This is a genomic window from Geodermatophilus sp. CPCC 205761, assembly GCF_051383655.1.
GTDB lineage: Bacteria > Actinomycetota > Actinomycetes > Mycobacteriales > Geodermatophilaceae > Geodermatophilus.
Map to the genome: position 1 here is coordinate 14,024 of NZ_JALPKQ010000032.1, position 22,742 is coordinate 36,765.

Sequence of the window (22,742 nt, forward strand, 5' to 3'; positions counted from 1 at the left end):
TGCCGAACTGTCCGCCCACCGGCGCGGACGCCGCACCGGCAGCGCTGCCCGAGGAAAGGTCTCCCGTGGTCCACGCCTACATCCTCATCCAGACCGAAGTCGGCAAGGCCGCCCAGGTCGCGTCGACGATCAGCCAGATCTCGGGCGTCTCCACGGCCGAGGACGTCACCGGCCCCTACGACGTCATCGTGCGCGCCGAGGCCGACACCGTCGACGAGCTCGGCCGCCTCGTCGTGGCCCGCGTGCAGTCGGTCGACGGCATCACCCGCACCCTGACGTGCCCCGTCGTCAACATCTGACGCTGCTGACCGAGAACCCCCCTCCGACCGAGACCGCCCCCGCCGGGGAGCGGCCGCGGCCGGACGACCCGCTGCGCCGCGCCGCGCTGCTGGTCACCGCCGTCGTGCTGCCGGTCGTCGTCGTCCTGCTGGTGCTCGTCCGGGTCCTCGGGGACGACGGCGGGCCGGACGGCGGACAGCCGGTCGCCGACGTCGAGGGAACGCCCACCCCCGCCCGGGCCGACCTGCCGCCGCTGCCCGTGGACGCCCCGCCGGTGACCCCCGAGGCGGAGGCGGCCTGCCCCGCGCTGATCGCCGCCCTGCCGCTGGAGCTCACCGGCGAGCCGTCCCGCCCGGTGCGGTCGGAGTCCCCGTTCGCCTACGCCTGGGGCGACCCGCCGATCGTGCTGGTGTGCGGCGTCGAGCGCCCCGCCGGCCTCGAGCCGACGTCGCCGCTCATCCAGATCAACGGCGTCTCCTGGCTCGTCGACACCACCGACCCCGACGAGATCGTCTGGACCGCCGTCGACCGGCCGGTGTTCGTGCAGGTCACCGTCTCGGCCGACACCGACAGCGCCGCGGTGACCGCGCTCGGGCCGGTCATCAACGACGCCCTGCCGCTGCAGCAGCCCGCGGCCTGACCTCAGGACGGCGGCAGCCGCTCCAGCTGGGCGGCGATCACGGCGTGCACCTCGTCGGAGGCCGCCGACACCGAGTCCGCGACGGCGACCACGCCGACGCTGAACACGCCGTGCCCGCACCAGGCGAACGCCGCCGGTCCGGCCAGCCCGGTCGCCGGGTCGGCCGTCTCGACGGTGAGCAGCCGGCAGCCGCCCGGCAGGTGCGGCGGGTCGTCGCGGAGGACGCCGTCGTAGAACTCCGCGTCGTTCTCGGCGAGGTCGCGGGCGTAGGCGCCGGCACCGGCCCGGGTGTAGAACTGGTCCACGAAGACGCTGGTCAGCGGCCCGGACCCGGACCCGGACCGCCAGAAGCGCTCCCAGCCGTAGCGGTAGCCGTAGTCGTCGAGGACGTCCCGCTCCCGGCCCGGGTCCGCGGCGTACTCCGCGACGTCGTCGGCGGTCTTCTCCCCCGCGGGCGGGGTCAGGTGCTCGTCGGGCACCCGCGGCAACCCGGAGGGCACCTCGGTGACCAGCAGCTCCTCCAGCAGCGCGGCGGAGGACGGCGTCGGGTCCGCCGGCGCGGCAGAGGCGGCCCCCTCCACCGCGGAGGTGCAGCCGGACAGCACCGGCAGGGCGGCCACCAGCAGCGCCGCCCCGCCCCGCCGGACCGGCCGCCGCCGGGTCACGCCCGCGCGCCGCCGTCCAGGGCCGGGTCGTCCACCGGCCGGGTCCCCGCCAGGGCGGCGTCGAGCAGCCGGTCCACCAGGTCGGCGGAGGTCACCCCGCTGACCGCCCACATCCGCGGGTACATCGAGATCGGGGTGAAGCCGGGCATGGTGTTGACCTCGTTGATCACCAGCCGGTCCGCGCCGTCGGGACCGGTCCCGAGGAAGAAGTCGACGCGGGCCAGCCCCTGGCAGTCCATCGCCAGGTAGGCCCGGCAGGCGGTCTCCTGGACGGCCCGCGTCTGCTCCGGGGTGAGGGCGGCGGGGACGTCGAAGTCCGCGGCGTCCTCCAGGTACTTGGCCGTGAAGTCGTACCAGTCGGTGCCCGGCCGCAGCCGGATCTCGGCCGGCAGGCTGGCCTCGGGCAGCCCACCGCCGGGCCCGGCCAGCACCCCGCACTCGATCTCGCGGCCGGGGACGGCGGCCTCCACGACCACCTTGGCGTCCACCGCGGCCGCCGTCGCCACGGCCTCGGGGAACTGCGCCCAGTCGGTGACCCGGCTGATCCCGATGCTCGACCCGGCGCGGGACGGCTTGACGAACACCGGGAGGCCCAGCCGGTCGCGGGTGGCGGCGTCGAGGACGTCGGGGTCCGCCGACAGCGCGCCGGCCGCGTCCCGGAGGACGACGTGGTCGCCCTGCGGCAGCCCGGCGGCGGCCAGCAGCTTCTTGGTGAACTCCTTGTCCATCGACGCCGCGCTGGCGAAGACCCCGGAGCCGACGTAGGGCAGCCCGCACATCTCGAGCAGACCCTGGATGGTGCCGTCCTCGCCGTAGGCGCCGTGCAGGACGGGGAAGACGACGTCGACCTCGACCAGCGGGCCGCCGGCCAGGGGCAGCAGCCCGCGGCCGGAGGGGTCGCCGGCCAGCGTCACCGGCGTCCCCCCGGTGACCTCCGGGAGCGCGCCGTCGACGATCGCCAGGCGCAGCCCGGGGTCGGGCAGCACCCACCCGCCGTCGCGGGTGATGCCGACGGGGACCACGTCGTACCGGTCCGGGTCCAGCGCCGCGAGGACCGCCCCGGCGGAGACGCAGGAGATGGGGTGTTCCGCGCTCCGGCCGCCGAAGACGACCGCGACGCGCAGCTTGCCTGCCTGTCCGCTCATCGCGGCCGACACTAGTGGAGCCTCCGCCCGCCGCCCGGCCGACGGGCGGACGCCCCCGCTCGCGGAGCCGGGCACCCGCCGGTGTGGGAGCCTCGACGCCGATGCACGAGAACGTGGTCGCCCCGCCCGCCGGACCGGGTTCCGACGCCTCCCGGACCTTCCCGCTGCAGCTGCGGCTGGCCGGGGCGGCGGTGCACGCCTACACCGCCAGCGGGTCGGTGCTCGCGCTGCTGATCGTGCTGGCCGCCGTCGAGGGCGACCCGGTCACCGCCCTCTGGCTCGGGCTGGCCGCGCTCGTCGTCGACGGCACCGACGGGATGCTGGCCCGCCGGCTGCGGGTCAAGGAGACGATCCCGTGGTTCGACGGGGCGCGCCTGGACGACATCGTCGACTACCTCACCTACGTCTTCGCGCCCGTCGTCCTGCTGTGGACCACCGGCTCGCTGCCCTCGGGCGCCGCCGGCTGGGTCGTCGCGGCGCTGCCGCTGCTCGCCTCGAGCTACCAGTTCTGCCGGGTCGACGCGAAGACCGACGACCACACATTCCTCGGCTTCCCGAGCTACTGGAACGTGGTGGCCTTCTACGCCGTCGTCCTCGACGCGTCCCCGGTCGTGGTCGCCGCTTTCGTCGTGGTCTTCTCGGTGCTGGTCTTCGTGCCGGTGCGCTACCTCTACCCCTCGCGCACGCCGGCGCTGCAGGGCGTGAGCCTGGTGCTCACCGCGGTCTGGCTGGCCACCTACGCCGTGCTGCTCTTGCAGTACCCCGACCCGCACCCGGTCGTGGTGGCGCTGTCGCTGTCCTACCTCGTGTACTACCTCGCCGTCAGCGGCTGGCTGACCGCCCGGGCCGCGCACCGGCACCGGACCGCCGGCTGACCTCACCGGAGCGGGTGGCGCAGCACCAGCTCCACGTTCCGGTCGGCCGGCCCGCCGGCCAGTCCGGCGGCCAGGCCGGCCCACGGCACGTTGGCCGACAGCTCCCGGTGCAGCGAGGCCAGCGCGGCCGGCTCGCGGGCGGCGGGCTCGAGCGGGTCCGGCGGCCGGGCCGGGCTGTCGTGGTCGACCATCGTGCAGACCATCGACAGCGTGCCGTCGCCGTTGTCGAGGAACTCCACCAGCCGGGCCTGCCCCGGCCAGTCGACGACCGCGCAGGTGGTGACCTCCCAGAAGCCGCGCCCGGCGGCCGCCGCGGAGGCCCACGGCCGCACCTCGCTGACGTGGGTGTGCCCGTTGAGCCACAGGACGACGTTCGGGAACCGGTGCAGCAGCGCCACCAGCTCCGACCCGCCGAGGACGCCGGTGTCGGCGCTCGGGCGAGGGCGCCGGAAGGGGTCCTCCCGCGCCAGCGTGCTGAACCCGTGGTGGGAGATGACGACGACGAGCCGGTCGTCGTTCCCGGTGACCACGCGGGTGCCGTCGGGGGCCAGGTGCGTGGACGAGACCTCGGCCAGCCGGTCGGCCAGCCAGCGGGCCTGCGCGGCGTCCAGGGAGCCGTCCCCGCCGCCGGTGACCCGGGTGGTGTCGAGGCAGACCACGCGGATGCCGGGCAGCCCGTCCCAGACGTAGTACGCCGTCCCGTCGCGCAGGTTCTGGTCGGTGAACCCGTGCCCGGCCGGCTCCCCGCCGTCGGCCAGGTGCGCGGCGACGAAGTCGCGGCGGTCGATGAACCGGCGGCCGGCCAGGGGCGTCACGGTCCGCGCGCCGGCGGTCGTGAACACCTCCGACGAGTGCGTGAACAGCCGCAGCGCGTCGTCCAGCGGCACGTCCGCCGCGAAGTCCACCGGCTTGCGGTCGGCCAGCAGCAGGCCCTGCAACGCCGGGGTGGGGACGCCGACGCCCTGGATGAGCGCCTCGTGGTTGCCGTGGCAGCCCAGCCAGGGCAGCCGCAGGCCCTCGGCGCGGAACGACGCGAACGCCGCGGCCAGCAGCCCCGGGCGGTCGGGGAACCCGTGCCGCGACCGGTAGAGGTCGGGCTCTCCCCCGCCGTCGCACTCCGGCCGCCAGAACAGGTCGTGCGGCCAGCCGGCGGCCTGCACCCCGTCGTAGGCGGTGAGCCCCGCCCCGGGGGAGACCGGCCCGCCGCCGAGGATGGCCAGCAGCAGCTCCAGCTCGTTCCACTGGGCGTTGTCGATGGCGTCGCCGGTGGTGACGACGACCTGCACCGGGTGCCCGGTGCGCGGCCCGCCGCGCACCCCGTTGAGGGTGCGGACCAGCGCGTCGATCGCGTGCGCGGTGATCGCCTCCTGCGGCCGGTGCATCGGCACCAGCGCGCGCATCCGCGGGTCGGCGAAGTGCCCGTTGAAGAACTCGAACCGGGCCGGGGAGCAGACGTCGGCCAGCTGCATGTCGGTGACGTGCGCCAGGCAGGCCAGCGCGCGGACCCCGGCGCGCGGGCGCTCCCACGCCGGGCCGACCAGCTCGCGGCGGGTGCGGTGCGGCTCGCCGGGGTGCCAGGCCAGCGCGTGGTAGTCGGTGGCGCGGCCGCGACCCACCACCGGGCCGGCGCCGAGCACCCGCTCGAGGGTCGTCCCGCTCACCGGACGTCGAGCGCGGCGGCCAGGTCGGCGACGAGGTCCGCGGTGTCCTCGATGCCGCAGGAGAGCCGGACGAATCCCGGTGCGACGGCGTCCCCACCCCACTGCGCGCGCCGGTCGACGGTCGAGTGCACGCCGCCGAAGCTGGTCGCCGCCGTCCACAACCGGCTGGCCGCGAGCAGCCGCGTCACCGCGGCCTCGTCGGCCAGCTCGGCGGAGACCACCCCGTTGGGCCGGCGCATCTGCCGCGCGGCGAGCGCGTACGACGGGTCCCCGGGCCGCCACGGCCACCGGACGCCGCTGACCGCCGGGTGCTCGGCCAGCAGGTCGGCCACGGCCTCGGCGGTCGCGGCCTGGCGGGCCAGCCGCAGGTCCAGGGTGCTCATCGACCGGTGCCCGAGCCACGCCTCGAACGGCCCGGGCGTGCCGCCGGTGTGGTCGCGGAAGGCCTTGATGCGGGCGTGCAGCTCGTCGTCGCGGGTGCTCACGTGCCCGAGCAGCAGGTCGCTGTGGCCGGTCAGCGCCTTGGTGTCGCTGCCGATCGTCAGATCCGCGCCGAGCTCCAGCGGCCGCTGGCCCAGCGGGGTGGCGGTCGTGTTGTCGACGGCGAGCACCGCGCCGGCCGCCCGGGTGGCGCGGGCCACCGCGGCGATGTCGCAGACGTCGAGCTGGGGGTTGCTCGGGGTCTCCAGCAGCACCAGCCGGGCGCCGTCGAGGTCGCCCCGGGCGGCGACCGTCGCGATCTCCGGCGTCGGCACGTACTCCACCCGGACACCGAACCGCTCGAGCTCCTCGCGGGCGAGCAGCCGGGTCGTGTAGTAGCCGTCCGAGGGCAGGACGACGCGGTCGCCGGCCCGCACCGGCGCGAGCACCGCGGCGGTGATCGCCGCCATCCCGGTGGCGAAGGACAGGCACCGCCCGCCGTCCAGCTCCCCCACCGCCGCCTCGAACGCCCGGAACGTGGGGTGCTCGGTGCGGGCGTAGGCGTCGGCGCCGCCGGCGCGGGGCGGCTGGTCGCCGAGGTGGTACGGGGCGGCGAAGACCGGCGAGGGCCGCAGCGGCGCACCGGGCACCGCCGGGGCGTCACCGGCCCGCACCGACCGGGTGCCGTCCCCCCAGGACCCCCGCCGGCCCCCTGTCGCCTCGCTCACTCGGGCTTTGCCTCGCGGGACATGATCTCCTTGACCATCTGGGCGGCCGGCACGCCGTCGTGGCAGACCCGGACGACGGCCTCGGTGAGCGGGACGTCGACCCCGTGGGCATGGGCCAGGTCGAGCACCGGCCGGCAGCTCTTGACGCCCTCGGCGACCTGCCGGGTGGTGCGCTGCACCTCCTCCACGGTCATGCCGCGGCCGAGCTTCTCGCCGAAGGTCCGGTTGCGCGACAGCGGCGAACTGCAGGTCGCGACCAGGTCGCCGAGGCCGGCCAGGCCGGCGAAGGTGGTCGGCTCCGCGCCGAGCGCGACGCCCAGCCGGGCGGTCTCGGCCAGCCCGCGGGTGATCAGCGAGGCCCGGGTGTTGTCGCCGAACCCCATCCCCTCGGTGATCCCGCAGGCCAGCGCGATCACGTTCTTCACCGCGCCGCCGAGCTCGCAGCCGACCAGGTCACGGTTGGTGTACGGCCGGAAGTACGCGGTGTGGCAGGCGGCCTGCACCTGTCCCGCGCGGAACTGGTCGGAGCAGGCGATGACGGTCGCGGCCGGCTGTTCCTCGGCGATCTCCCGGGCCAGGTTCGGCCCCGACAGCGCCGCGACGCGGTCGGCGCCGGCACCGGTGATCTCGCAGATCACCTGGCTCATCCGCTTGGTGCTGCCGAGCTCGATGCCCTTCATCAACGACAGCAGCACCGCGTCGCCCGGGAGCAGCGGCGCCCACTCGGTGAGGTTGCTCCGCAGCGACTGGGAGGGGACGGCGAGGACGACGATGTCGGCGTCGTGCAGCGCCTCCGCAGGGTCGGTCGTCGCCCGCAGCCCGTCGGGCAGCCGGATGCCGGGGAGGTAGTCGGGGTTCTGGCGGGTCTCGGTGATGGCCGCGGCGAGCTCCGGACGGCGGGCGTGCAGGGCGACCGTGCAGCCGGCGTCGGCCAGCACCTTGGCGAACGTGGTGCCCCAGGAACCGGCGCCGAGGACGGCGGCCCGCGTGCGGTGCCCACCGGGGATGCCCGCGGGTTCGCTCACGCAGCGCTCCCCGGGAGGTCGCCCGGCAGGATGCGCGCCGGCCGCGACGCGAACGCCGTCGGCGCGGGCTCACCCCGGAGTTCGGCCAGCTGGTCGCGCACGGCGCCCATCATGCGGTCGGTGACCTCGCGCAGCAGCTCCCCGGTGAGCGGGCGCCCGTCGCGCACCTGCGCCCGCAGGTCGGCGAGGTCGAGCGGCTCCCCGACCAGGTAGTCCGCCGGCGTCCGCAGCCGCAGGTGCAGCTTCTTCGCGTGGTAGTCGTGCACCCGCTGCGGCCCCCACTGGGCCACCGGCAGGACGACGGCGTCGGTGGTCAGCGCCAGCCGCGCCACCCCGGTGCGGGCCTGCATGGGCCACCAGTCGGGATCGCGGGTGACCGAGCCCTCGGGGTAGATGACCACGACGTTCCCCGCGGCCAGGTCGGCCTGGGCGGCGGCCAGCGAGCTGCGGGCGTCGGCCGACCCGCGGGCCACGGGGATCTGCCCGGCCGCCCGCAGGATCCGCCCGGCCGGCCCCTTGAACACCGACTGCTTGGCCAGGAAGTGCGGGATGCGGCCGCAGTCCCAGACCAGCCGCGCGCAGGCCAGCGGGTCGAGGATCGAGACGTGGTTGGCGACCACGATCACCGGCCCCGTGCGCGGGAACCGCTCGGGGTTCCGGTACCGGAGCCGGAACACCAGCGACGCCACGGGGTAGACGACGAGGAAGCACAGCCACAGCGCCGGGGGGACCGGCCCGCGGGTGCGCCACCTGGACGGCGGCCGGCGGGGGCGCGCTCCCCCGGTCTCCGGGGACCGGTCGTGGCTCACCGGCGCCCTCCCTCCTGCCGATCCCGCGCACCGTCGCGCCGGATGTGGTCTGCGCCCATGATCGGGCCTGCGCCGGTCCCGCGCGTGCACCGGGGTCCCCACCGGCCCCCGCGAGCGCTCCGGTGTGCTCACATGGGCGGCGTGCGCAGGTGGTCGGTCGTCGTCCCGGCGAAGCGGCTGGCCGTGGCCAAGACCCGGCTCGCCCCGCTGACCGACGCCCTCGGGGGGCCGCCGGGCGGCGCGCACGGCGAGCTGGTCCTGGCGCTGCTGGCCGACACCGTGGCCGCCGCTCTGGCCTCCGCCGCGGTCGAGGGCGTGCTCGTGGTCACCGACGACCCCGCTGCCGCCGCCGTCGTCACCGGCCTGGGGGCGCGCACCGTGCCCGACGAGCCCGACCGCGGACTCAACCCGGCTCTGGCCCACGGCGCCCGGGCCGCCGGCCGGCCGGCGGTGGCGGCGCTCTCCTCCGACCTGCCCGCGCTCCGCCCCGAGGAGCTCACCGCCGCGCTCGCCGCCGCCGGGGCCGCGCCGCGCTGCTTCGTGGCCGACGCCGAGGGCACCGGCACGACGCTGCTCACCGCGCACGGCACCGACCTCGCGCCGGCGTTCGGCGCCGGCTCGGCCGGGCGGCACCGCGCCGGCGGTGCGCGGCAGCTCACCGGGGAGTGGCCGGGGCTGTCCCGTGACGTCGACACCGCCGCGGACCTCGACGCGGCTCTCGCCCTCGGCGTCGGCCCCGCGACGGCCGCCCTGCTGTCGGGGCACCGTCGCGGGCCCGGCTGAGAGCACCCGCCGTTCACCTGCCTGCGGCACGATGAGCGTGTGGCCTCCACCCGTTCCGGCATCCCGGCCGACAGGTACCTCAACCGCGAGCTGTCGTGGCTCGACTTCAACTCCCGCGTGCTGGAGCTGGCCGAGGACGAGTCCCTCCCGCTCCTGGAGCGGGCGAAGTTCCTGGCGATCTTCGCGGGCAACCTCGACGAGTTCTACATGGTGCGCATCGCCGGGCTGAAGCGCCGGCAGAGCACCGGGCTCACGGTCCGCTCGCCCGACGGGCTGACCATCCGCGAGCAGCTGGCGCGGGTGACCGAGCGGACCCGCGAGCTGGTGCACCGGCACGCCGACGTCTTCCTCAAGGACATCACCCCGCGGCTGGAGGAGGCCGGCATCCGGATCGTGCACTGGGACGAGCTGGAGGACACCGAGGCCAAGCGGCTGCGGGAGTACTTCCGCGACCAGGTGTTCCCCGTGCTGACCCCGCTGGCGGTCGACCCGGCGCACCCCTTCCCCTACATCAGCGGGCTCTCGCTCAACCTCGCCGTCTCGGTGCGCGACCCCGACACCGGGGCGCCGCGCTTCGCCCGGCTCAAGGTGCCCAACAACGTGCCGCGGTTCGTGCCGGTGGGCCCCACGGACACGACGTCGGAGGCGACGTTCCTCCCGCTCGAGGACCTCATCGCCGCGCACCTGCCGGCGCTGTTCCCCGGGCTCGACGTGCTCGACCACCACCTGTTCCGGGTCACCCGCAACGCCGACCTCGAGGTCGAGGAGGACCGGGACGAGGACCTGCTGCAGGCCCTGGAGCGCGAGCTGGCCCGCCGCCGGTTCGGTCCGGCGGTGCGGCTGGAGGTCGCCGAGTCCATGGACCCGCGGATCCTCCAGGTCCTGATCAACGAGCTGGAGGTGGACAAGGGCGACGTCGTCCAGGTGCCCGGCCTGCTCGACCTGGCCGCGCTGTGGGCGCTGTACGACCTCGACCGGCCCGAGCTCAAGGACGACCCCTTCGTGCCGGCGACCCACCCGCGGCTGTCGGAGGGCGAGACGCCGAAGAGCGTGTTCGCCACGCTGCGCGAGGGCGACGTGCTCGTCCACCACCCCTACCACTCGTTCGCGACCAGCGTCCAGCGCTTCATCGAGCAGGCCGCCGCCGACCCGGACGTGCTGGCGATCAAGCAGACGCTGTACCGCACCTCCGGTGACTCCCCGATCGTGAACGCGCTCATCGACGCCGCCGAGGCCGGCAAGCAGGTCGTCGTCCTCGTGGAGATCAAGGCCCGCTTCGACGAGGAGGCCAACATCACCTGGGCCCGGTCGCTGGAGCGGGCCGGCTGCCACGTCGTCTACGGGCTGGTCGGCCTGAAGACGCACTGCAAGACCGCGCTGGTGGTCCGCCGGGAGGGCAGCGTGATCCGCCGGTACTGCCACATCGGCACCGGCAACTACAACCCGAAGACCGCGCGCACGTACGAGGACCTCGGCATCCTCACCGCCGACCCGCGGGTCGGCGCCGACCTCACCGACCTGTTCAACACGCTGACCGGCTACTCCCGGCAGACCGCCTACCGGACGCTCATGGTCGCCCCGCACGGCGTCCGGGCGGGGCTGGTCGAGAAGATCCGCCGGGAGGCGCGGCACGCCGCCGACGGCCACCCGGCGGGCATCCGCATCAAGGTCAACAGCCTGGTGGACGAGCAGCTCATCGACGCGCTCTACGAGGCCTCGGCGGCCGGGGTGCCGGTGGAGCTGTTCGTCCGCGGCATCTGCTCGCTGCGCCCGGGGGTGCCGGGGATGTCGGAGAACATCCGGGTGCGCTCGATCGTGGGCCGCTTCCTCGAGCACTCGCGGGTGATGAACTTCTGCAACGACGGCGAGACCGAGTGGTGGATCGGCAGCGCCGACCTCATGCACCGCAACCTCGACCGCCGGGTGGAGGTGCTGCTGCGGGTGTGCGACGAGCCGTCGCACCGGCTGCTGCAGAACGTCTTCGACCAGGCGATGGCCGAGGACGTCCGCTGCTGGGAGCTCGGGCCCGACGCCACCTGGACCCGCCGGCACGGTCGCGACTACCAGGCCGGGCTCATGGCGCTGGCCGCCGAGCCCGCCGGTGGAGCGGGCTGATGGTCATCCGGGCGGCCGGCGGGGCGCTGTGGCGCCCGGCATGCGACGGCATCGAGACCGCGGTGGTGCACCGGCCGAAGTACGACGACTGGTCCCTGCCCAAGGGCAAGCTCCACGACGGCGAGCACCTGCTGACCGCGGCGGTCCGGGAGGTGGCCGAGGAGACCGGCCTGAGCACCGTCGCCGGACGGCGCAGCGTGCGGACCGAGTACGAGGTCGACGAGGGGCCCAAGCGGGTCGACTACTGGCTCATGCGGGTGGTCGGCGGGGAGTTCGTGCCCAACGCCGAGGTCGACGAGCTCCGCTGGCTGCCGCTGGCGGACGCCGCCGACCTGGTCGACCACGAGGCGGACCGGGCGGTGCTGGCCGACCTCGCCCGGGACGACGTCCCGCGCGAGCCTGCGCTGCTGCTGGTGCGGCACGGCCGGGCCGGTGACAAGTCGGAGTGGAACGGCCCCGACGACCTGCGGCCGCTGGACGGCAAGGGACGCCGGCAGGCCGCACGGCTGGCGGAGGTGCTGCCGCTGTTCGCCCCGACGTCGGTGCGCACCGCGCGGCGGACCCGCTGCCGGCAGACGGTGGAGCCCCTGGCCGAGCGGCTGGGCCTGCCCGTCGAGGAGCAGCCGGAGCTGGGCGAGGAGGAGTTCTCCGACGACCCGCAGGCCGGCCTGGCCGTGGTGGAGCGGCTGCTCGCGCGCGCGGGGGACGACGTGGGGGTGACCGTGGTCTGCAGCCAGGGTGGGGCGATCCCGTCGGTGCTGATGGGCCTGGGCGTGCGCTGGGCCGGCGTGGCCGGGGCGCCCTGGCCGCCCGCGGCCAAGGGCAGCGTCTGGGCCCTCGGCGGGCGGCCGGGCGCCCTCGCCGCGGACTACTACCGCGACTTCTCCCCCGAGTCCGACGACGCCGGCCCCCGTTGAGGCATAGGAGGCTTTGCATACGGATGCGGCGCCGGAACCACAGGCAAAGCCTCCTATGCCTGGGTCAGGCGGGGAGGACGGGCAGCGCCCTGGGCAACCAGGGCTGCCGGGTGTTCTCGTAGGCCTCGATGTCGGCCAGGTGGCGCTCGGTGAGGCCGACGTCGTCGAGGCCCTCGAGCAGCCGCCAGCGGGTGTAGTCGTCGATGTTGAACGGCACCGTGACGTCCGCGTAGCGGACCTCCTTGGCCTGCAGGTCGACGGTCACCTCGGTGGTGGGGTCGGCCTCGATCGCCGTCCACAGCGCCTCGACGTCGGCCTGCGGGAGCAGCACGGTGAGCAGCCCGGCCTTGGTCGAGTTGTTGCGGAAGATGTCGGCGAATCGGGAGCTGATGACCACCCGGAAGCCGCCGTCCATCAGGGCCCAGACGGCGTGTTCGCGGGACGAGCCGGTGCCGAAGTCGGGGCCGGCGACGAGCACCGAGGCGGTCGCGTACTCCGGCTTGTTGAGGACGAAGTCCGGCTCGTTGGTGCGCCAGGCGACGAACAGGCCGTCCTCGAACCCGGTGCGGGTGATCCGCTTGAGGTACTCGGCCGGGATGATCTGGTCGGTGTCGACGTTGGTCCGCCGCAGCGGGGCCGCGGTGCCGGTGTGCGTGGTGAAGGCGTCCATCGGGTCAGACTCCAGTGCTCGCGAGAGCCGGCTCGAGGTCGGCCGGGGCGGTCAGGTGGCCGGTCAGCGCGGTCGCCGCGGCGACCGCCGGGCTGACCAGGTGGGTCCGACCGCCCTTGCCCTGCCGGCCCTGGAAGTTGCGGTTGCTCGTGGACGCCGAGCGCTCCCCCGGCTTGAGCTGGTCGGGGTTCATGCCCAGGCACATCGAGCACCCGGCGCCGCGCCACTCGGCGCCGGCCTCGAGGAAGACCTGGTCCAGGCCCTCCGCCTCGGCCTGCGCCTTCACCGCGACCGAGCCCGGGACGACGAGCATCCGGGTGTCGCCGTCGATGTGCCTGCCCCGCAGCAGCTCGGCGGCGGTCCGCAGGTCCTCGATCCGGCCGTTGGTGCACGAGCCCAGGAAGACGGTGTCGACCTTGATCTCGCGCAGCGGGGTGCCCGGCGTCAGGCCCATGTAGGCCAGCGCGCCCTCGGCGTCCCGGCGGTCGTTCTCGTCGGCGAAGTCGGCCGGGTCCGGCACCTGACCGGAGATCGGCAGGCCCTGGCCGGGGTTGGTGCCCCAGGTGACGAACGGCGTCAGCGTGGCGGCGTCGATGTGCACCTCGCGGTCGAAGACGGCGCCCTCGTCGGTGCGCAGCGTCCGCCAGTACTCGACCGCGGCGTCCCAGTCGGCGCCCTGCGGGGCGTGCGGCCTGCCCTGGAGGAAGTCGAACGTGGTCTGGTCGGGGGCGATCAGCCCGGCCTTGGCGCCGGCCTCGATCGACATGTTGCAGATGGTCATGCGGGCCTCCATCGAGAGCTTCTCGATGGCGTCGCCGCGGTACTCGATGACGTGGCCCTGGCCGCCGCCGGTGCCGATCTGCGCGATGACGGCCAGGATGACGTCCTTGGCGGAGACGCCGGGGGCCAGCTCGCCGTCCACCGTGACCGCCATCTGCTTGGGGCGGTACTGCGGCAGCGTCTGGGTGGCCAGCACGTGCTCGACCTCGCTGGTGCCGATGCCGAACGCCAGCGCACCGAACGCGCCGTGGGTGGAGGTGTGGCTGTCGCCGCAGACGATGGTCGTGCCGGGCTGGGTGAGCCCCAGCTGCGGGCCGATGACGTGCACGATGCCCTGGTCGCGGTCGCCCATCGGGGCCAGCCGGATGCCGAACTCGGCGGCGTTGTTCCGCAGCGCCTCGACCTGCGCCCGGCTGACCGGGTCGGCGATCGGCGCGAGGATGTCCAGCGTCGGGACGTTGTGGTCCTCGGTCGCCATCGTGAGGTCGGGCCGGCGCACGGTGCGTCCGGCGGCCCGGAGCCCGTCGAAGGCCTGCGGGCTGGTCACCTCGTGCACGAGGTGCAGGTCGATGAAGAGCAGGTCCGGCTCGCCCTCGGCACTGCGCACGACGTGGGCGTCGTAGACCTTCTCCGCCAGGGTCTTCGGCACGGCTGGTCCCTCCTGGTTCGCGGCTCGTCCACCCATGGTGCGCCTCCTGCTGGCCATCTCATGCTGTGGGATGCGAGTATTGCTCTGTGGGACAGCCTAACCCGGTCGCCGTGCTGGACAAAGCAGTGGCCATCCTCCGTGCCGTCGCCGCCGAGCCGGCGACCCTGGCCGAGCTGGTCGAGCGCACGGGGCTGCCCCGCGCGACCGCGCACCGGCTGGCCGTCGCGCTGGAGGGCCACCGCCTGGTCCGCCGGACGACGGCCGGGGCCTGGGCGCCGGGCCCCGGGCTCGCCGAGCTGGGCCGGGGCACCGCGGACCTCGCCGGGATCGCCGGCCGGCACCTGGTGACGCTGCGGGACAGCAGCGGGGAGAGCGCGCAGTTCTACGTGCGCGACGGCGCCACCCGCGTGTGCGTGGCCGCCGCGGAGCGGACCAGCGGCCTGCGCGACACCGTCCCGGTGGGGGCGCGGCTGCCGATGACCGCGGGCTCGGCCGCGCACGCGCTGCTCGCCTTCGCCCCGGCCGACGAGGTGACGCCGCTGCTGCCGGCCGCGAGCTTCACCGCCCGCACCCTGCTCGACGTCCGCCGGCGGGGCTGGGCGCACAGCGTCGCCGAGCGCGAGCCCGGGGTGGCCTCGCTGTCGGCGCCGGTGCGCGACGCCGCCGGGGGCGTGCTGGGCGCGGTGTCGATCTCGGGGCCGGTCGAGCGGCTGGGCCGCCGTCCCTCCCCCGAGATCGTCGGCGCGGTGCTCGAGGCGGCCGGCGCCATCTCCCGCGCCGCCCGCTGAACGACTCTTCCCCCCGGGTGACGGGCGGGCGTACACACCTCCCATGAGCCTGACCGAGGTGTCCGCCCGCGGCCGCTTCCGCATCGCCGAGCCCGGGGAGGGCATCGGCCTGGACGAGCTGGCGCTGGCCACCCGCAACCACGGCATGCCGCTGGAGGCCCTGCGGTACGACGTCACGCCGCCCGGCCTGCACTACGTGCTCACGCACTACGACATCCCGGCGGTCGACACCGCCGGCTGGCGGCTGGAGGTCGGCGGGGCGGTCGAGCGGCCGCTGCGGCTGGACCTGGACGGCCTGCGCGCCCGGCCGGCGGTCACCTCGCGGGTGCTGCTGGAGTGCGCGGGCAACGGCCGCGCCCGGCTCGAGCCCCGGCCGGTCAGCCAGCCGTGGCTGCTGGAGGCGGTCGGCTCCGCGGAGTGGACCGGCACCCCGCTGGCCCCGCTGCTCGAGGAGGCGGGGCTCCGGCCGGACGCCGTCGACGTCACCTTCACCGGCGCCGACCACGGGCTCGAGCGCGGTGTCGAGCAGGACTACGCCCGCGGCCTGCCGCTGGACGAGGCGCTGCGTCCCGACGTGCTGCTGGTGTGGGCGATGAACGGCGCCGACCTGCCGCCCCAGCACGGCGCCCCCCTGCGGCTGCTGGTCCCCGGCTGGTACGGCATGGCCCAGGTGAAGTGGCTGACCCGCATCGACGTCCTCGACCGGCCCTTCGACGGCTTCCAGAACGCCACCGCCTACCGGCTCAAGGTCGACCCCGACGACGCCGGCGTGCCGGTGACCCGGATCGCCCCGCGGGCGCTGATGACCCCGCCCGGCTTCCCGGACTTCATGACCCGCGAGCGCTTCCTCCGCCCGGGGGCGGTGACACTCACCGGCCGCGCCTGGTCCGGCCGGGGGCCGGTGACCTCCGTGGAGGTCAGTGCGGACGGCGGGGCGAGCTGGACCGCGGCCGACCTGGCTCCCCCGGACCCGGCGCACCCGTTCGCCTGGCGGGCGTGGGTGCTGCCGTGGACCGCCGCACCGGGCAGCTACGAGTTCGTCGTCCGGGCGAGCGACGAGGCGGGCCCGCAGCCGGTCGACCAGCCGTGGAACCGGCAGGGCATGGCCAACAACCTCGTGCAGCGGGTGCCGGTGACCGTGCTGGACTGATCGGGACCCTGCCGGGCGGTCGCCGTCCGGCACCTCCCGCGGTCGGTCGGACGGTGCGGGTCAGGCCAGCCGCTGCGCCCCCGCGGAGGGGACGGCCACGAAGGTCCGCGGTGCCCCGAACCGCGCCTCGGCGAACCGCGTGGTCACGGCCCCGGTGACGGCGTCCACGGCGTCGGCGGGCACGAGCGCGATGGCGCTCCCGCCGAAGCCGCCGCCGACCATCCGCGCGCCCAGCGCTCCGGCGTCCAGGGCAGCGGCGACCGCGGCGTCCAGCTCGGTGGTGGAGATCTGGAAGTCGTCGCGCAGCGAGGCGTGCCCGGCGGTCAGCACCGGTCCGATCGCCGCCGGCCCGGCGGCTCCCCGCAGCGTGGCCACGACCTCGAGCACCCGGGCGTTCTCCGTGACGATGTGCCGGGCCCGGCGCAGGAGCACCGCACCCTCGGCCGTCCCGTCGTCCAGCACCGCCAGCGCGGCCACGTCCGGGACGTCGCGCAGCGCCGCCACCCCCAGCCGCCCGGCGGCCTGCTCGCACTCGCGGCGGCGGTCCCCGTAGCCCCCGGTCGCGTGGTCGTGCGTGGTGCCGGTGTCGACGACGAGCAGCGCCAGCCCGGCCGCGGCCAGGTCGAAGGGCACCTGCACGGCCGACCGGTCCCTGGTGTCGAGGAACAGCGCGTGGCCGGCGGTGCAGAGCATCGACGCCGACTGGTCGAGGATGCCGGTCGGGGCGCCGACGAAGTCGTTCTCCGCCCGCCGGGCGACGTCGACGAGGTCGGCCGGGGTCAGCCCGGGCGCGGCGAGGTCCCGCAGCGCCAGCGCGACGGCGCACTCCAGGGCCGCCGACGAGGACAGCCCGGCGCCGGAGGGGACGTCGCCGTCGACCAGCACGCTCGCCCCGCCGGGCACCCGGTCCCGCAGCTCGTGCACGACGCCCGCCGGGTACCCCGCCCAGCCCCCGGGGCGGCCGGGCGCGAGGTCGGCGACGGGCAGCTCGACCCGGTCGCCGGGGTGCTGCACCGAGGCGAGGGACACCAGGCCGTCGTCGCGCAGGGCGACAGCGGCGCGCGTGGTGTGCGGCAGCGCGACCGGCAGCACGAAGCCCTCGTTGTAGTCGGTGTGCTCGCCGATGACGTTCACCCGCCCCGGCGCCGCCCACACGCCTTCGGGGTCGGCCCCGAACGCCGCGGCGAACGCCGCCCGAGCCCGCTCGACGACGGTCATCAGACGTTCCTCAGCTGCTCGGCCACGTCCTCGGGGGTGGTGTCGCTGATGAAGGCGCCCATCCCCGACTCCGAGCCGGCCAGGTACTTGAGCTTGCCGGGCGCCCGGCGCAGCGAGAACAGCTGCAGGTGCAGCCACCAGTCCTCGCGGCCGCGGTGCACCGGCGCCTGGTTCCACGCGGCGATGTAGGGCATGGGCGTGTCGAAGCGGCGGGCGAACCGGCCGAGGGCGTCGAGGTAGATCGCGGCCAGCGCGTCCCGCTCGGCGTCGTCCAGGGCCGGGAGGTCCGGCACCCGCCGGTGCGGGAACAGCTGCAGCTCGTACGGCCAGCGGGCGGCGGCCGGCACGAACGCCGTCCAGTGCTCGTTGGCCGCCACCACGCGGGGCCCGCCGCGCTCGGCGGCCAGCACGTCGGCGAACAGGTCCCCGCCGGTGTCACGGCGGTGCCGCTCGACCGAGTCCAGCACCTTCGCCACGCGCGGCGTCACGAACGGGTAGGCGTAGATCTGCCCGTGCGGGTGGGAGAGCGTCACGCCGATCTCCTCGCCGGAGTTCTCGAACGCGAAGACCTGCTCCACGCCCTCGATCCCCGACAGCTCGGCGGTGCGCTCGGCCCAGACGTCGACGACCAGCCGGGCCCGCTCGGGGCCCAGCGTCGCGAACGACCGGTCGTGCTCGCTGGTGAACACCACGACCTCGCAGCGGCCGAAGCCGGGCCGCAGCTCGGTCAGCGGCGCGCCGGAGGCGGCCGGCGGGACGTCGAGCTCCACCGCGGTCGCCAGGGAGGGGAAGCGGTTCTCGAAGACGACGACCTGGTAGTCGGCCTCGGGGATCTCCGTGGGCTCGCGGTCCGGGCGCGCCGGGCACAGCGGGCACTGGTCGGCCGGCGGCAGGAAGGTGCGGGTCTGCCGGTGCGAGGCCAGGACCACCCACTCGCCGAGCAGCGGGTCCCACCGCAGCTGCGAGCGGGTGCTGACCGGCGGGAGGTCGCGCGGGTCCTCGGCCGTCCGCTGCGGGGCGGCGTCCCCCGCGTCGAAGTACAGGACCTCCCGGCCGTCGGCCAGCCGACGACTCGTCCGGATCACGATGGCCCTCCCGCCTCTCCGCCGCCCGTCACTGTCCGTGAGCGGCGTCCAGACGGTAGCGGGGCCGCCGATCGACCGGCCAACCGGTGCCGGGACGGCGAGAGCCCCCGGCCGGTGGCCGGGGGCTCTCGCGCGGGCGTAGCCCCGAAGGGATTCGAACCCTCGCTACCGCCGTGAGAGGGCGGCGTCCTGGGCCGCTAGACGACGGGGCCGTGCACTGCCATCCTGCCACGCCCTCGAGGGCCCGGGTGCACCGGGTCCGGGAACGACGAGAGCCCCCGGCCGGTGGCCGGGGGCTCTCGCGCGGGCGTAGCCCCGAAGGGATTCGAACCCTCGCTACCGCCGTGAGAGGGCGGCGTCCTGGGCCGCTAGACGACGGGGCCGTGCACTGCCATCCTGCCACGCCCTCGAGGGCCCGGGTGCACCGGGTCCGGGAACGACGAGAGCCCCCGGCCGGTGGCCGGGGGCTCTCGCGCGGGCGTAGCCCCGAAGGGATTCGAACCCTCGCTACCGCCGTGAGAGGGCGGCGTCCTGGGCCGCTAGACGACGGGGCCGTGCGGTGGTGCTGAGGAACCAGGCTTCCTCGCTGGGGTACCAGGACTCGAACCTAGACTAACGGAACCAGAAACCGTCGGGCTGCCAATTACCCCATACCCCAAGGGTCGTGCTGCGCCTCGCGGCGCCGGGAACCACCATACCCGACGCCCTCCTGCCCGGTCGGCACCCCCCGGGGTGACGGTGGTCGCAGATCCTGCGCGAGGGTCCGGGTCTCCGGTTCCAGCCGCCGGCGGGAGCGGGCCACCAGGAACACGTACGCCCCCATGGCAAGCAGGTCGAGGGCCACCACGAGCAGCCCGGTGCCGGCCGGCACGGAGTCGGTGGTCACGCCCTCCCCCAGCCCGCCGGCCAGCAGGAAGACCAGCACGTTGTTCACCGCGTGCAGCACGATGGCCGCCTCCAGGCCGCCGGTCAGCCAGACGACGGCGGAGGCGGCGAGACCGAAGGCGAACCGGTCGAGGAAGGTCCAGACGTCGGGCGGGGCGTGCGCCGCGGAGAACAGCGCCGCCGTCAGCACTCCCGCGACGACCGCCCCGGCGCGCGGGCCGCGGATCCACCCGGCGATCGCCTGGCTCAGGTAGCCGCGGAAGACGTACTCCTCGGCCGCGGACTGCAGCGGTGTCGTGAACACCACGACCAGCACCAGCCAGACGTAGGACGACGACGGCCCGGTGAGCGCACCGCCCTCCAGCAGGTACCCGAGCAGGACGCTGAGCAGGATGCCGGCGCCTAGTGTGGGCAGGGACAGCAGCGTGTACGGCAGGAACAGCCGCCAGCGCAGCCGGGCCAGCACCGACGACGACCAGCCGGGCTCCATGCCGTGCGCGGCCACCCAGGCCAGCCAGACGATCGGGATGGCGACGATCAGCGACACGTTGGTGATCAGCAGCACCCCGGGGTCGACCAGGTCGAGGAACTGCAGGTCCGGGAAGGCGCCGGTGACGACGGCGACCAGGACCACGACGGTCGCGGCCACGGCGTAGACGACGGTGATCAGCAGCAGCCCGAGCAGCGGCCGCCACCACCGCCAGTCCCGCGCGCGCATGGCGTGCAGGAAGGACACCGGCTCGTCGTGCGGCGGGGTGCCCGGCGGAGGTGCCCAGCGCACGCCGGGCGGCGGCCCGACCGGCGGCGGGGGCCCGGGCCGCCAGTCGAGCAGCGCACGCTGCCAGGGCGGCGGGTACGGCGGGAACGGCCCGGGCGGGTACGGCGGGTACGGCGGCCCGAGCGTGTGCGGGCCGGCCTGCAGCGGCACCGGACCGAGCGGCCACGCCACCGGCCCCGCCCACGCCCCGGTCGCCGGCAGCGAGTGCACGCCGTGCAGCGCCCCGGGGACGTACGGCGGCGCCGCGTAGGGGCCGGTCGGCGGCGGCCCGCTGTAGGGCTCGTCGTCGGCCGGCTCGGGCGGGCCGGGCACCGGGTCGCTCACGGCCGGCCGATCACCCGGGGGACGGCCGCCCGGGCCGCGCCCAGACGGGCCAGCGTGCGCTCGCGGCCCAGCAGCTCGATCGACTCGTACAGGGGCGGGGAGACGGTGCGGCCGCTGACCGCGACCCGCACCGGCCCGAAGGCCTGGCGCGGCTTGCGCCCCAGCCCCTCCACGAGCGCCTCCTTGAGCGCGGCCTCGATGTCGGGCGTGCTCCAGTCCGGCAGCTCGCGCAGCGCGGTGGTGGCGGCGTCGAGCACCTCGGCGGCGTCGGGGCCGGCCAGCTGCTTGGCCGCGGCCGCCGGGTCGATCTCCACCTCGTCGACGAACAGGAACCGCACCATGTCCACGGCCTCCGAGAGGACCACCACGCGCTCCTGGACCATCGGCGCGATCGCCCGCAGCACGCGGTCCTGCTCCGGGGTGGGCGGATCGGCCACCAGCCCGGCACCGGCCAGGAACGGGACGACGCGGGCGACGAAGTCCTCCACCGGCAGGGCGCGCAGGTGGGTGGCGTTGATCGCCTCGGCCTTCTTCACGTCGAAGCGGGCGGGGTTGGCACTCACCCGGGTGACGTCGAAGGCCTCGGTCATCTCGGCCATCGAGAAGACGTCGCGGTCCTCGGCGATCGACCAGCCCAGCAGCGCCAGGTAGTTGGCGAAGCCCTCGGGCACGAAGCCGCGCTCGCGGTAGACGTCGACGTTGGACTGCGGGTCGCGCTTCGACAGCTTCTTGCTGCCCTCCCCCGTCACGTACGGCAGGTGACCGAACCGCGGGGTGCCCGACGCGACGCCGATGTCGGTGAGCGCGGCGTAGAGGGCGAGTTGCCGGGGTGTGGACGGCAGGAGGTCCTCCCCGCGCAGCACGTCGGTGATCTGCATGAGGGCGTCGTCCACGGGGTTGACGAACGGGTACAGCGGGACCCCGTTGCCGCGGACGAGCACGAAGTCGGGCACCGAGCCCGCCCCGAAGCGGACCTCACCGCGCACCAGGTCGGTCCAGACGAGGTCCTCGTCGGGCATGCGCAGCCGCAGCACCGGCTGGCGCCCCTCGTCCCGGAACGCGGCCTTCTGCGCCTCGGTCAGGTCGCGGTCGGCGTTGTCGTAGCCGAGCTTCGCGTCCTGCCCGGCCGCCAGCCGGCGGGCCTCGACCTCCTCGTTGGTGGAGAAGGACTCGTAGGCGTGCCCGGCGGCCAGCAGTTTCGCGGCGACCTCGCGGTAGACCTCGTGCCGCTCCGACTGCCGGTACGGACCGTGCGGGCCGCCGACCTCGGGACCCTCGTCCCAGTCCAGCCCGAGCCAGCGCAGGCTGTCGACCAGGTGCCGGTAGGACTCCTCGGAGTCGCGGGAGGCGTCGGTGTCCTCGATGCGGAAGACGAAGGTGCCGCCGGTGTGCCGGGCGTGCGCCCAGTTGAACAGCGCCGTCCGCAGCAGGCCGACGTGCACCGTGCCCGTCGGCGACGGGCAGAAGCGGGTGCGGACGCCGGTCACCGCGTGCCGCCGGCGGTGGAGGTGGTGTCGGCGCCGGTCACCGTGTTGGCCAGCGTGCCCAGGCCCTCGACGGTCACCTCGACCCGCTGGCCGGGGCGGATCGGCCCGACGCCGGACGGGGTGCCGGTCAGCACGACGTCGCCCGGCAGCAGCGTCATGACCTGCGAGATGTGCGAGACCAGCGTCGGCACGTCGAACAGCAGCTGGCTGGTGCGCCCCTGCTGGCGCAGCTCGCCGTCCACCGTGCAGGTGATCTCGAGGTCGGCCGGGTCCTTGCCGAGGCCGGCCAGGTCGGTCTCGATCCACGGGCCGAGCGGGCAGAAGCTGTCGAAGCCCTTGGCGCGGGTCCACTGCCCGTCGCTCTTCTGCATGTCCCGCTCGGTGACGTCGTTGCCGATCGTGTAGCCGAAGACGCTCGACAGCGCCTGCTCCGGGCTGACGTGCCGGGCGCCGCGGGCGCCGATGACCACGGCCAGCTCCGCCTCGTGGTGCACGTTGGCGCTGCCCGGCGGGATCCGGATGGCGTCGCCGGGGCCGATCACCGACGTCGACGGCTTGAGGAACAGCAGCGGCTCCGCCGGGGCCTCGCCGGTCTTCATCTCCTCGATGTGCGCGGCGTAGTTCTTGCCGACGCAGACCACCTTGCTGGGGAGGATCGGCGACAGCAGCCGGACGTCGGCCTGCGCGAAGCGCTGACCGGTGAAGGAGATGGTGCCGAACGGGTGGCCCTCGATCTGGGCCACGTGGCCGTCCCCGTCGAGGACTCCGAAGGACATGCCCGAGGGCGAGGCGAAACGGACGATGCGCACGGGTCGAGGCTACTGACCCGCACCGGCCGGCCCGCGCCCGCGCCGTCGCGGCCGTGC

Annotated in this window: 21 protein-coding genes and 4 tRNA genes; 8 read left to right on the forward strand and 17 right to left on the reverse strand. The window is 75.2% G+C overall.

Features of this window, described 5'->3' with window-relative positions:
• The first annotated feature begins 65 nt into the window (after positions 1–65).
• Together MY526_RS18275 and MY526_RS18280 are read left to right on the forward strand one after the other, a co-directional pair.
• A complete protein-coding gene (locus tag MY526_RS18275) occupies positions 66–299 on the forward strand; it encodes an Lrp/AsnC ligand binding domain-containing protein (protein WP_436691752.1) in 234 nt (77 codons plus the stop codon).
• Positions 278–919, forward strand: a complete 642-nt coding sequence (locus MY526_RS18280; protein WP_436704760.1) for a DUF3515 domain-containing protein — start codon at positions 278–280, stop codon at positions 917–919. The genes MY526_RS18275 and MY526_RS18280 overlap by 22 nt, the downstream gene beginning before the upstream one ends.
• Before the next feature lie 2 nt (positions 920–921).
• Here MY526_RS18280 and MY526_RS18285 read toward each other — a convergent pair whose 3' ends face one another.
• Both MY526_RS18285 and MY526_RS18290 read right to left on the reverse strand, forming a co-directional pair.
• Positions 922–1,584 (reverse strand): hypothetical protein, encoded by a 663-nt coding sequence (locus MY526_RS18285; protein WP_436704761.1) that lies wholly within the window; start codon positions 1,582–1,584, stop codon positions 922–924.
• A complete protein-coding gene (locus MY526_RS18290; protein WP_436691749.1) occupies positions 1,581–2,729 on the reverse strand; it encodes a D-alanine--D-alanine ligase family protein in 1,149 nt (382 codons plus the stop codon). The genes MY526_RS18285 and MY526_RS18290 overlap by 4 nt, the downstream gene beginning before the upstream one ends.
• 101 nt (positions 2,730–2,830) lie before the next feature.
• Between MY526_RS18290 and MY526_RS18295 the strand changes: the two genes are divergently transcribed.
• Positions 2,831–3,604 (forward strand): CDP-alcohol phosphatidyltransferase family protein, encoded by a 774-nt coding sequence (locus MY526_RS18295; RefSeq protein ID WP_436704762.1) that lies wholly within the window; start codon positions 2,831–2,833, stop codon positions 3,602–3,604.
• A 2-nt stretch (positions 3,605–3,606) separates the two neighbouring features.
• On the opposite strand, the gene MY526_RS18300 is transcribed toward MY526_RS18295, so the two are convergent.
• The 4 genes from MY526_RS18300 to MY526_RS18315 are packed head-to-tail and all read right to left on the reverse strand — an operon-like array spanning position 3,607 to position 8,247.
• Positions 3,607–5,265: a TIGR03767 family metallophosphoesterase gene (locus tag MY526_RS18300; RefSeq protein ID WP_436704763.1), complete on the reverse strand. Its 1,659-nt coding sequence runs from the start codon at positions 5,263–5,265 to the stop codon at positions 3,607–3,609.
• A complete protein-coding gene (locus tag MY526_RS18305; protein WP_436691746.1) occupies positions 5,262–6,413 on the reverse strand; it encodes a cystathionine gamma-lyase in 1,152 nt (383 codons plus the stop codon). The genes MY526_RS18300 and MY526_RS18305 overlap by 4 nt, the downstream gene beginning before the upstream one ends.
• Positions 6,410–7,438 carry an NAD(P)H-dependent glycerol-3-phosphate dehydrogenase gene (locus tag MY526_RS18310; protein ID WP_436691745.1) on the reverse strand — a complete coding sequence of 343 codons (1,029 nt, stop codon included), beginning with the start codon at positions 7,436–7,438 and terminating at the stop codon, positions 6,410–6,412. Before MY526_RS18310 ends, MY526_RS18305 begins: the two co-directional genes overlap by 4 nt.
• A complete protein-coding gene (locus MY526_RS18315) occupies positions 7,435–8,247 on the reverse strand; it encodes a lysophospholipid acyltransferase family protein (RefSeq protein ID WP_436704764.1) in 813 nt (270 codons plus the stop codon). Before MY526_RS18315 ends, MY526_RS18310 begins: the two co-directional genes overlap by 4 nt.
• A 132-nt stretch (positions 8,248–8,379) precedes the next feature.
• On the opposite strand from MY526_RS18315, the gene cofC reads away from it, so the two are divergent.
• From cofC to MY526_RS18330, 3 genes are read left to right on the forward strand one after another with little or no spacing between them, the layout of a single operon-like run.
• Positions 8,380–9,030 carry a 2-phospho-L-lactate guanylyltransferase gene (gene cofC, locus MY526_RS18320; RefSeq protein WP_436704765.1) on the forward strand — a complete coding sequence of 217 codons (651 nt, stop codon included), beginning with the start codon at positions 8,380–8,382 and terminating at the stop codon, positions 9,028–9,030.
• 39 nt (positions 9,031–9,069) lie between these two features.
• Positions 9,070–11,145, forward strand: a complete 2,076-nt coding sequence (locus MY526_RS18325; RefSeq protein ID WP_436691742.1) for an RNA degradosome polyphosphate kinase — start codon at positions 9,070–9,072, stop codon at positions 11,143–11,145.
• Positions 11,145–12,062 (forward strand): NUDIX hydrolase, encoded by a 918-nt coding sequence (locus MY526_RS18330; protein ID WP_436691741.1) that lies wholly within the window; start codon positions 11,145–11,147, stop codon positions 12,060–12,062. Before MY526_RS18325 ends, MY526_RS18330 begins: the two co-directional genes overlap by 1 nt.
• Positions 12,063–12,126: 64 nt before the next feature.
• On the opposite strand, the gene leuD is transcribed toward MY526_RS18330, so the two are convergent.
• Positions 12,127–12,732: a 3-isopropylmalate dehydratase small subunit gene (gene leuD / locus MY526_RS18335; protein ID WP_436691740.1), complete on the reverse strand. Its 606-nt coding sequence runs from the start codon at positions 12,730–12,732 to the stop codon at positions 12,127–12,129.
• A gap of 4 nt (positions 12,733–12,736) precedes the next feature.
• Positions 12,737–14,161 (reverse strand): 3-isopropylmalate dehydratase large subunit, encoded by a 1,425-nt coding sequence (gene leuC / locus MY526_RS18340; protein ID WP_436691739.1) that lies wholly within the window; start codon positions 14,159–14,161, stop codon positions 12,737–12,739.
• 110 nt (positions 14,162–14,271) lie between these two features.
• Between leuC and MY526_RS18345 the strand changes: the two genes are divergently transcribed.
• Together MY526_RS18345 and MY526_RS18350 are read left to right on the forward strand one after the other, a co-directional pair.
• A complete protein-coding gene (locus tag MY526_RS18345; protein ID WP_436691738.1) occupies positions 14,272–14,949 on the forward strand; it encodes an IclR family transcriptional regulator in 678 nt (225 codons plus the stop codon).
• A gap of 43 nt (positions 14,950–14,992) precedes the next feature.
• A complete protein-coding gene (locus tag MY526_RS18350; RefSeq protein ID WP_436691737.1) occupies positions 14,993–16,099 on the forward strand; it encodes a sulfite oxidase in 1,107 nt (368 codons plus the stop codon).
• 60 nt (positions 16,100–16,159) lie between these two features.
• Here MY526_RS18350 and galK read toward each other — a convergent pair whose 3' ends face one another.
• The 9 genes from galK to MY526_RS18395 form a co-directional block, all read right to left on the reverse strand.
• Positions 16,160–17,317 carry a galactokinase gene (gene galK / locus MY526_RS18355; RefSeq protein WP_436704766.1) on the reverse strand — a complete coding sequence of 386 codons (1,158 nt, stop codon included), beginning with the start codon at positions 17,315–17,317 and terminating at the stop codon, positions 16,160–16,162.
• Positions 17,317–18,402 carry a galactose-1-phosphate uridylyltransferase gene (gene galT, locus MY526_RS18360; RefSeq protein WP_436691735.1) on the reverse strand — a complete coding sequence of 362 codons (1,086 nt, stop codon included), beginning with the start codon at positions 18,400–18,402 and terminating at the stop codon, positions 17,317–17,319. Before galT ends, galK begins: the two co-directional genes overlap by 1 nt.
• Before the next feature lie 139 nt (positions 18,403–18,541).
• A tRNA-Glu gene (locus MY526_RS18365) sits at positions 18,542–18,614 on the reverse strand.
• Positions 18,615–18,712: 98 nt separating this feature from the next.
• Positions 18,713–18,785, reverse strand: a tRNA-Glu gene (locus tag MY526_RS18370).
• Between the two features lie 98 nt (positions 18,786–18,883).
• Positions 18,884–18,956, reverse strand: a tRNA-Glu gene (locus MY526_RS18375).
• Between the two features lie 32 nt (positions 18,957–18,988).
• A tRNA-Gln gene (locus MY526_RS18380) sits at positions 18,989–19,060 on the reverse strand.
• Positions 19,046–20,389: a CPBP family intramembrane glutamic endopeptidase gene (locus tag MY526_RS18385; RefSeq protein WP_436704767.1), complete on the reverse strand. Its 1,344-nt coding sequence runs from the start codon at positions 20,387–20,389 to the stop codon at positions 19,046–19,048. Before MY526_RS18385 ends, MY526_RS18380 begins: the two co-directional genes overlap by 15 nt.
• Entirely contained in the window at positions 20,386–21,876 is a 1,491-nt protein-coding gene (gene gltX / locus MY526_RS18390) for a glutamate--tRNA ligase (protein WP_436704768.1), read from the reverse strand. Before gltX ends, MY526_RS18385 begins: the two co-directional genes overlap by 4 nt.
• Positions 21,873–22,685 (reverse strand): fumarylacetoacetate hydrolase family protein, encoded by an 813-nt coding sequence (locus tag MY526_RS18395; protein WP_436691732.1) that lies wholly within the window; start codon positions 22,683–22,685, stop codon positions 21,873–21,875. Before MY526_RS18395 ends, gltX begins: the two co-directional genes overlap by 4 nt.
• Between the last annotated feature and the right edge of the window lie 57 nt (positions 22,686–22,742).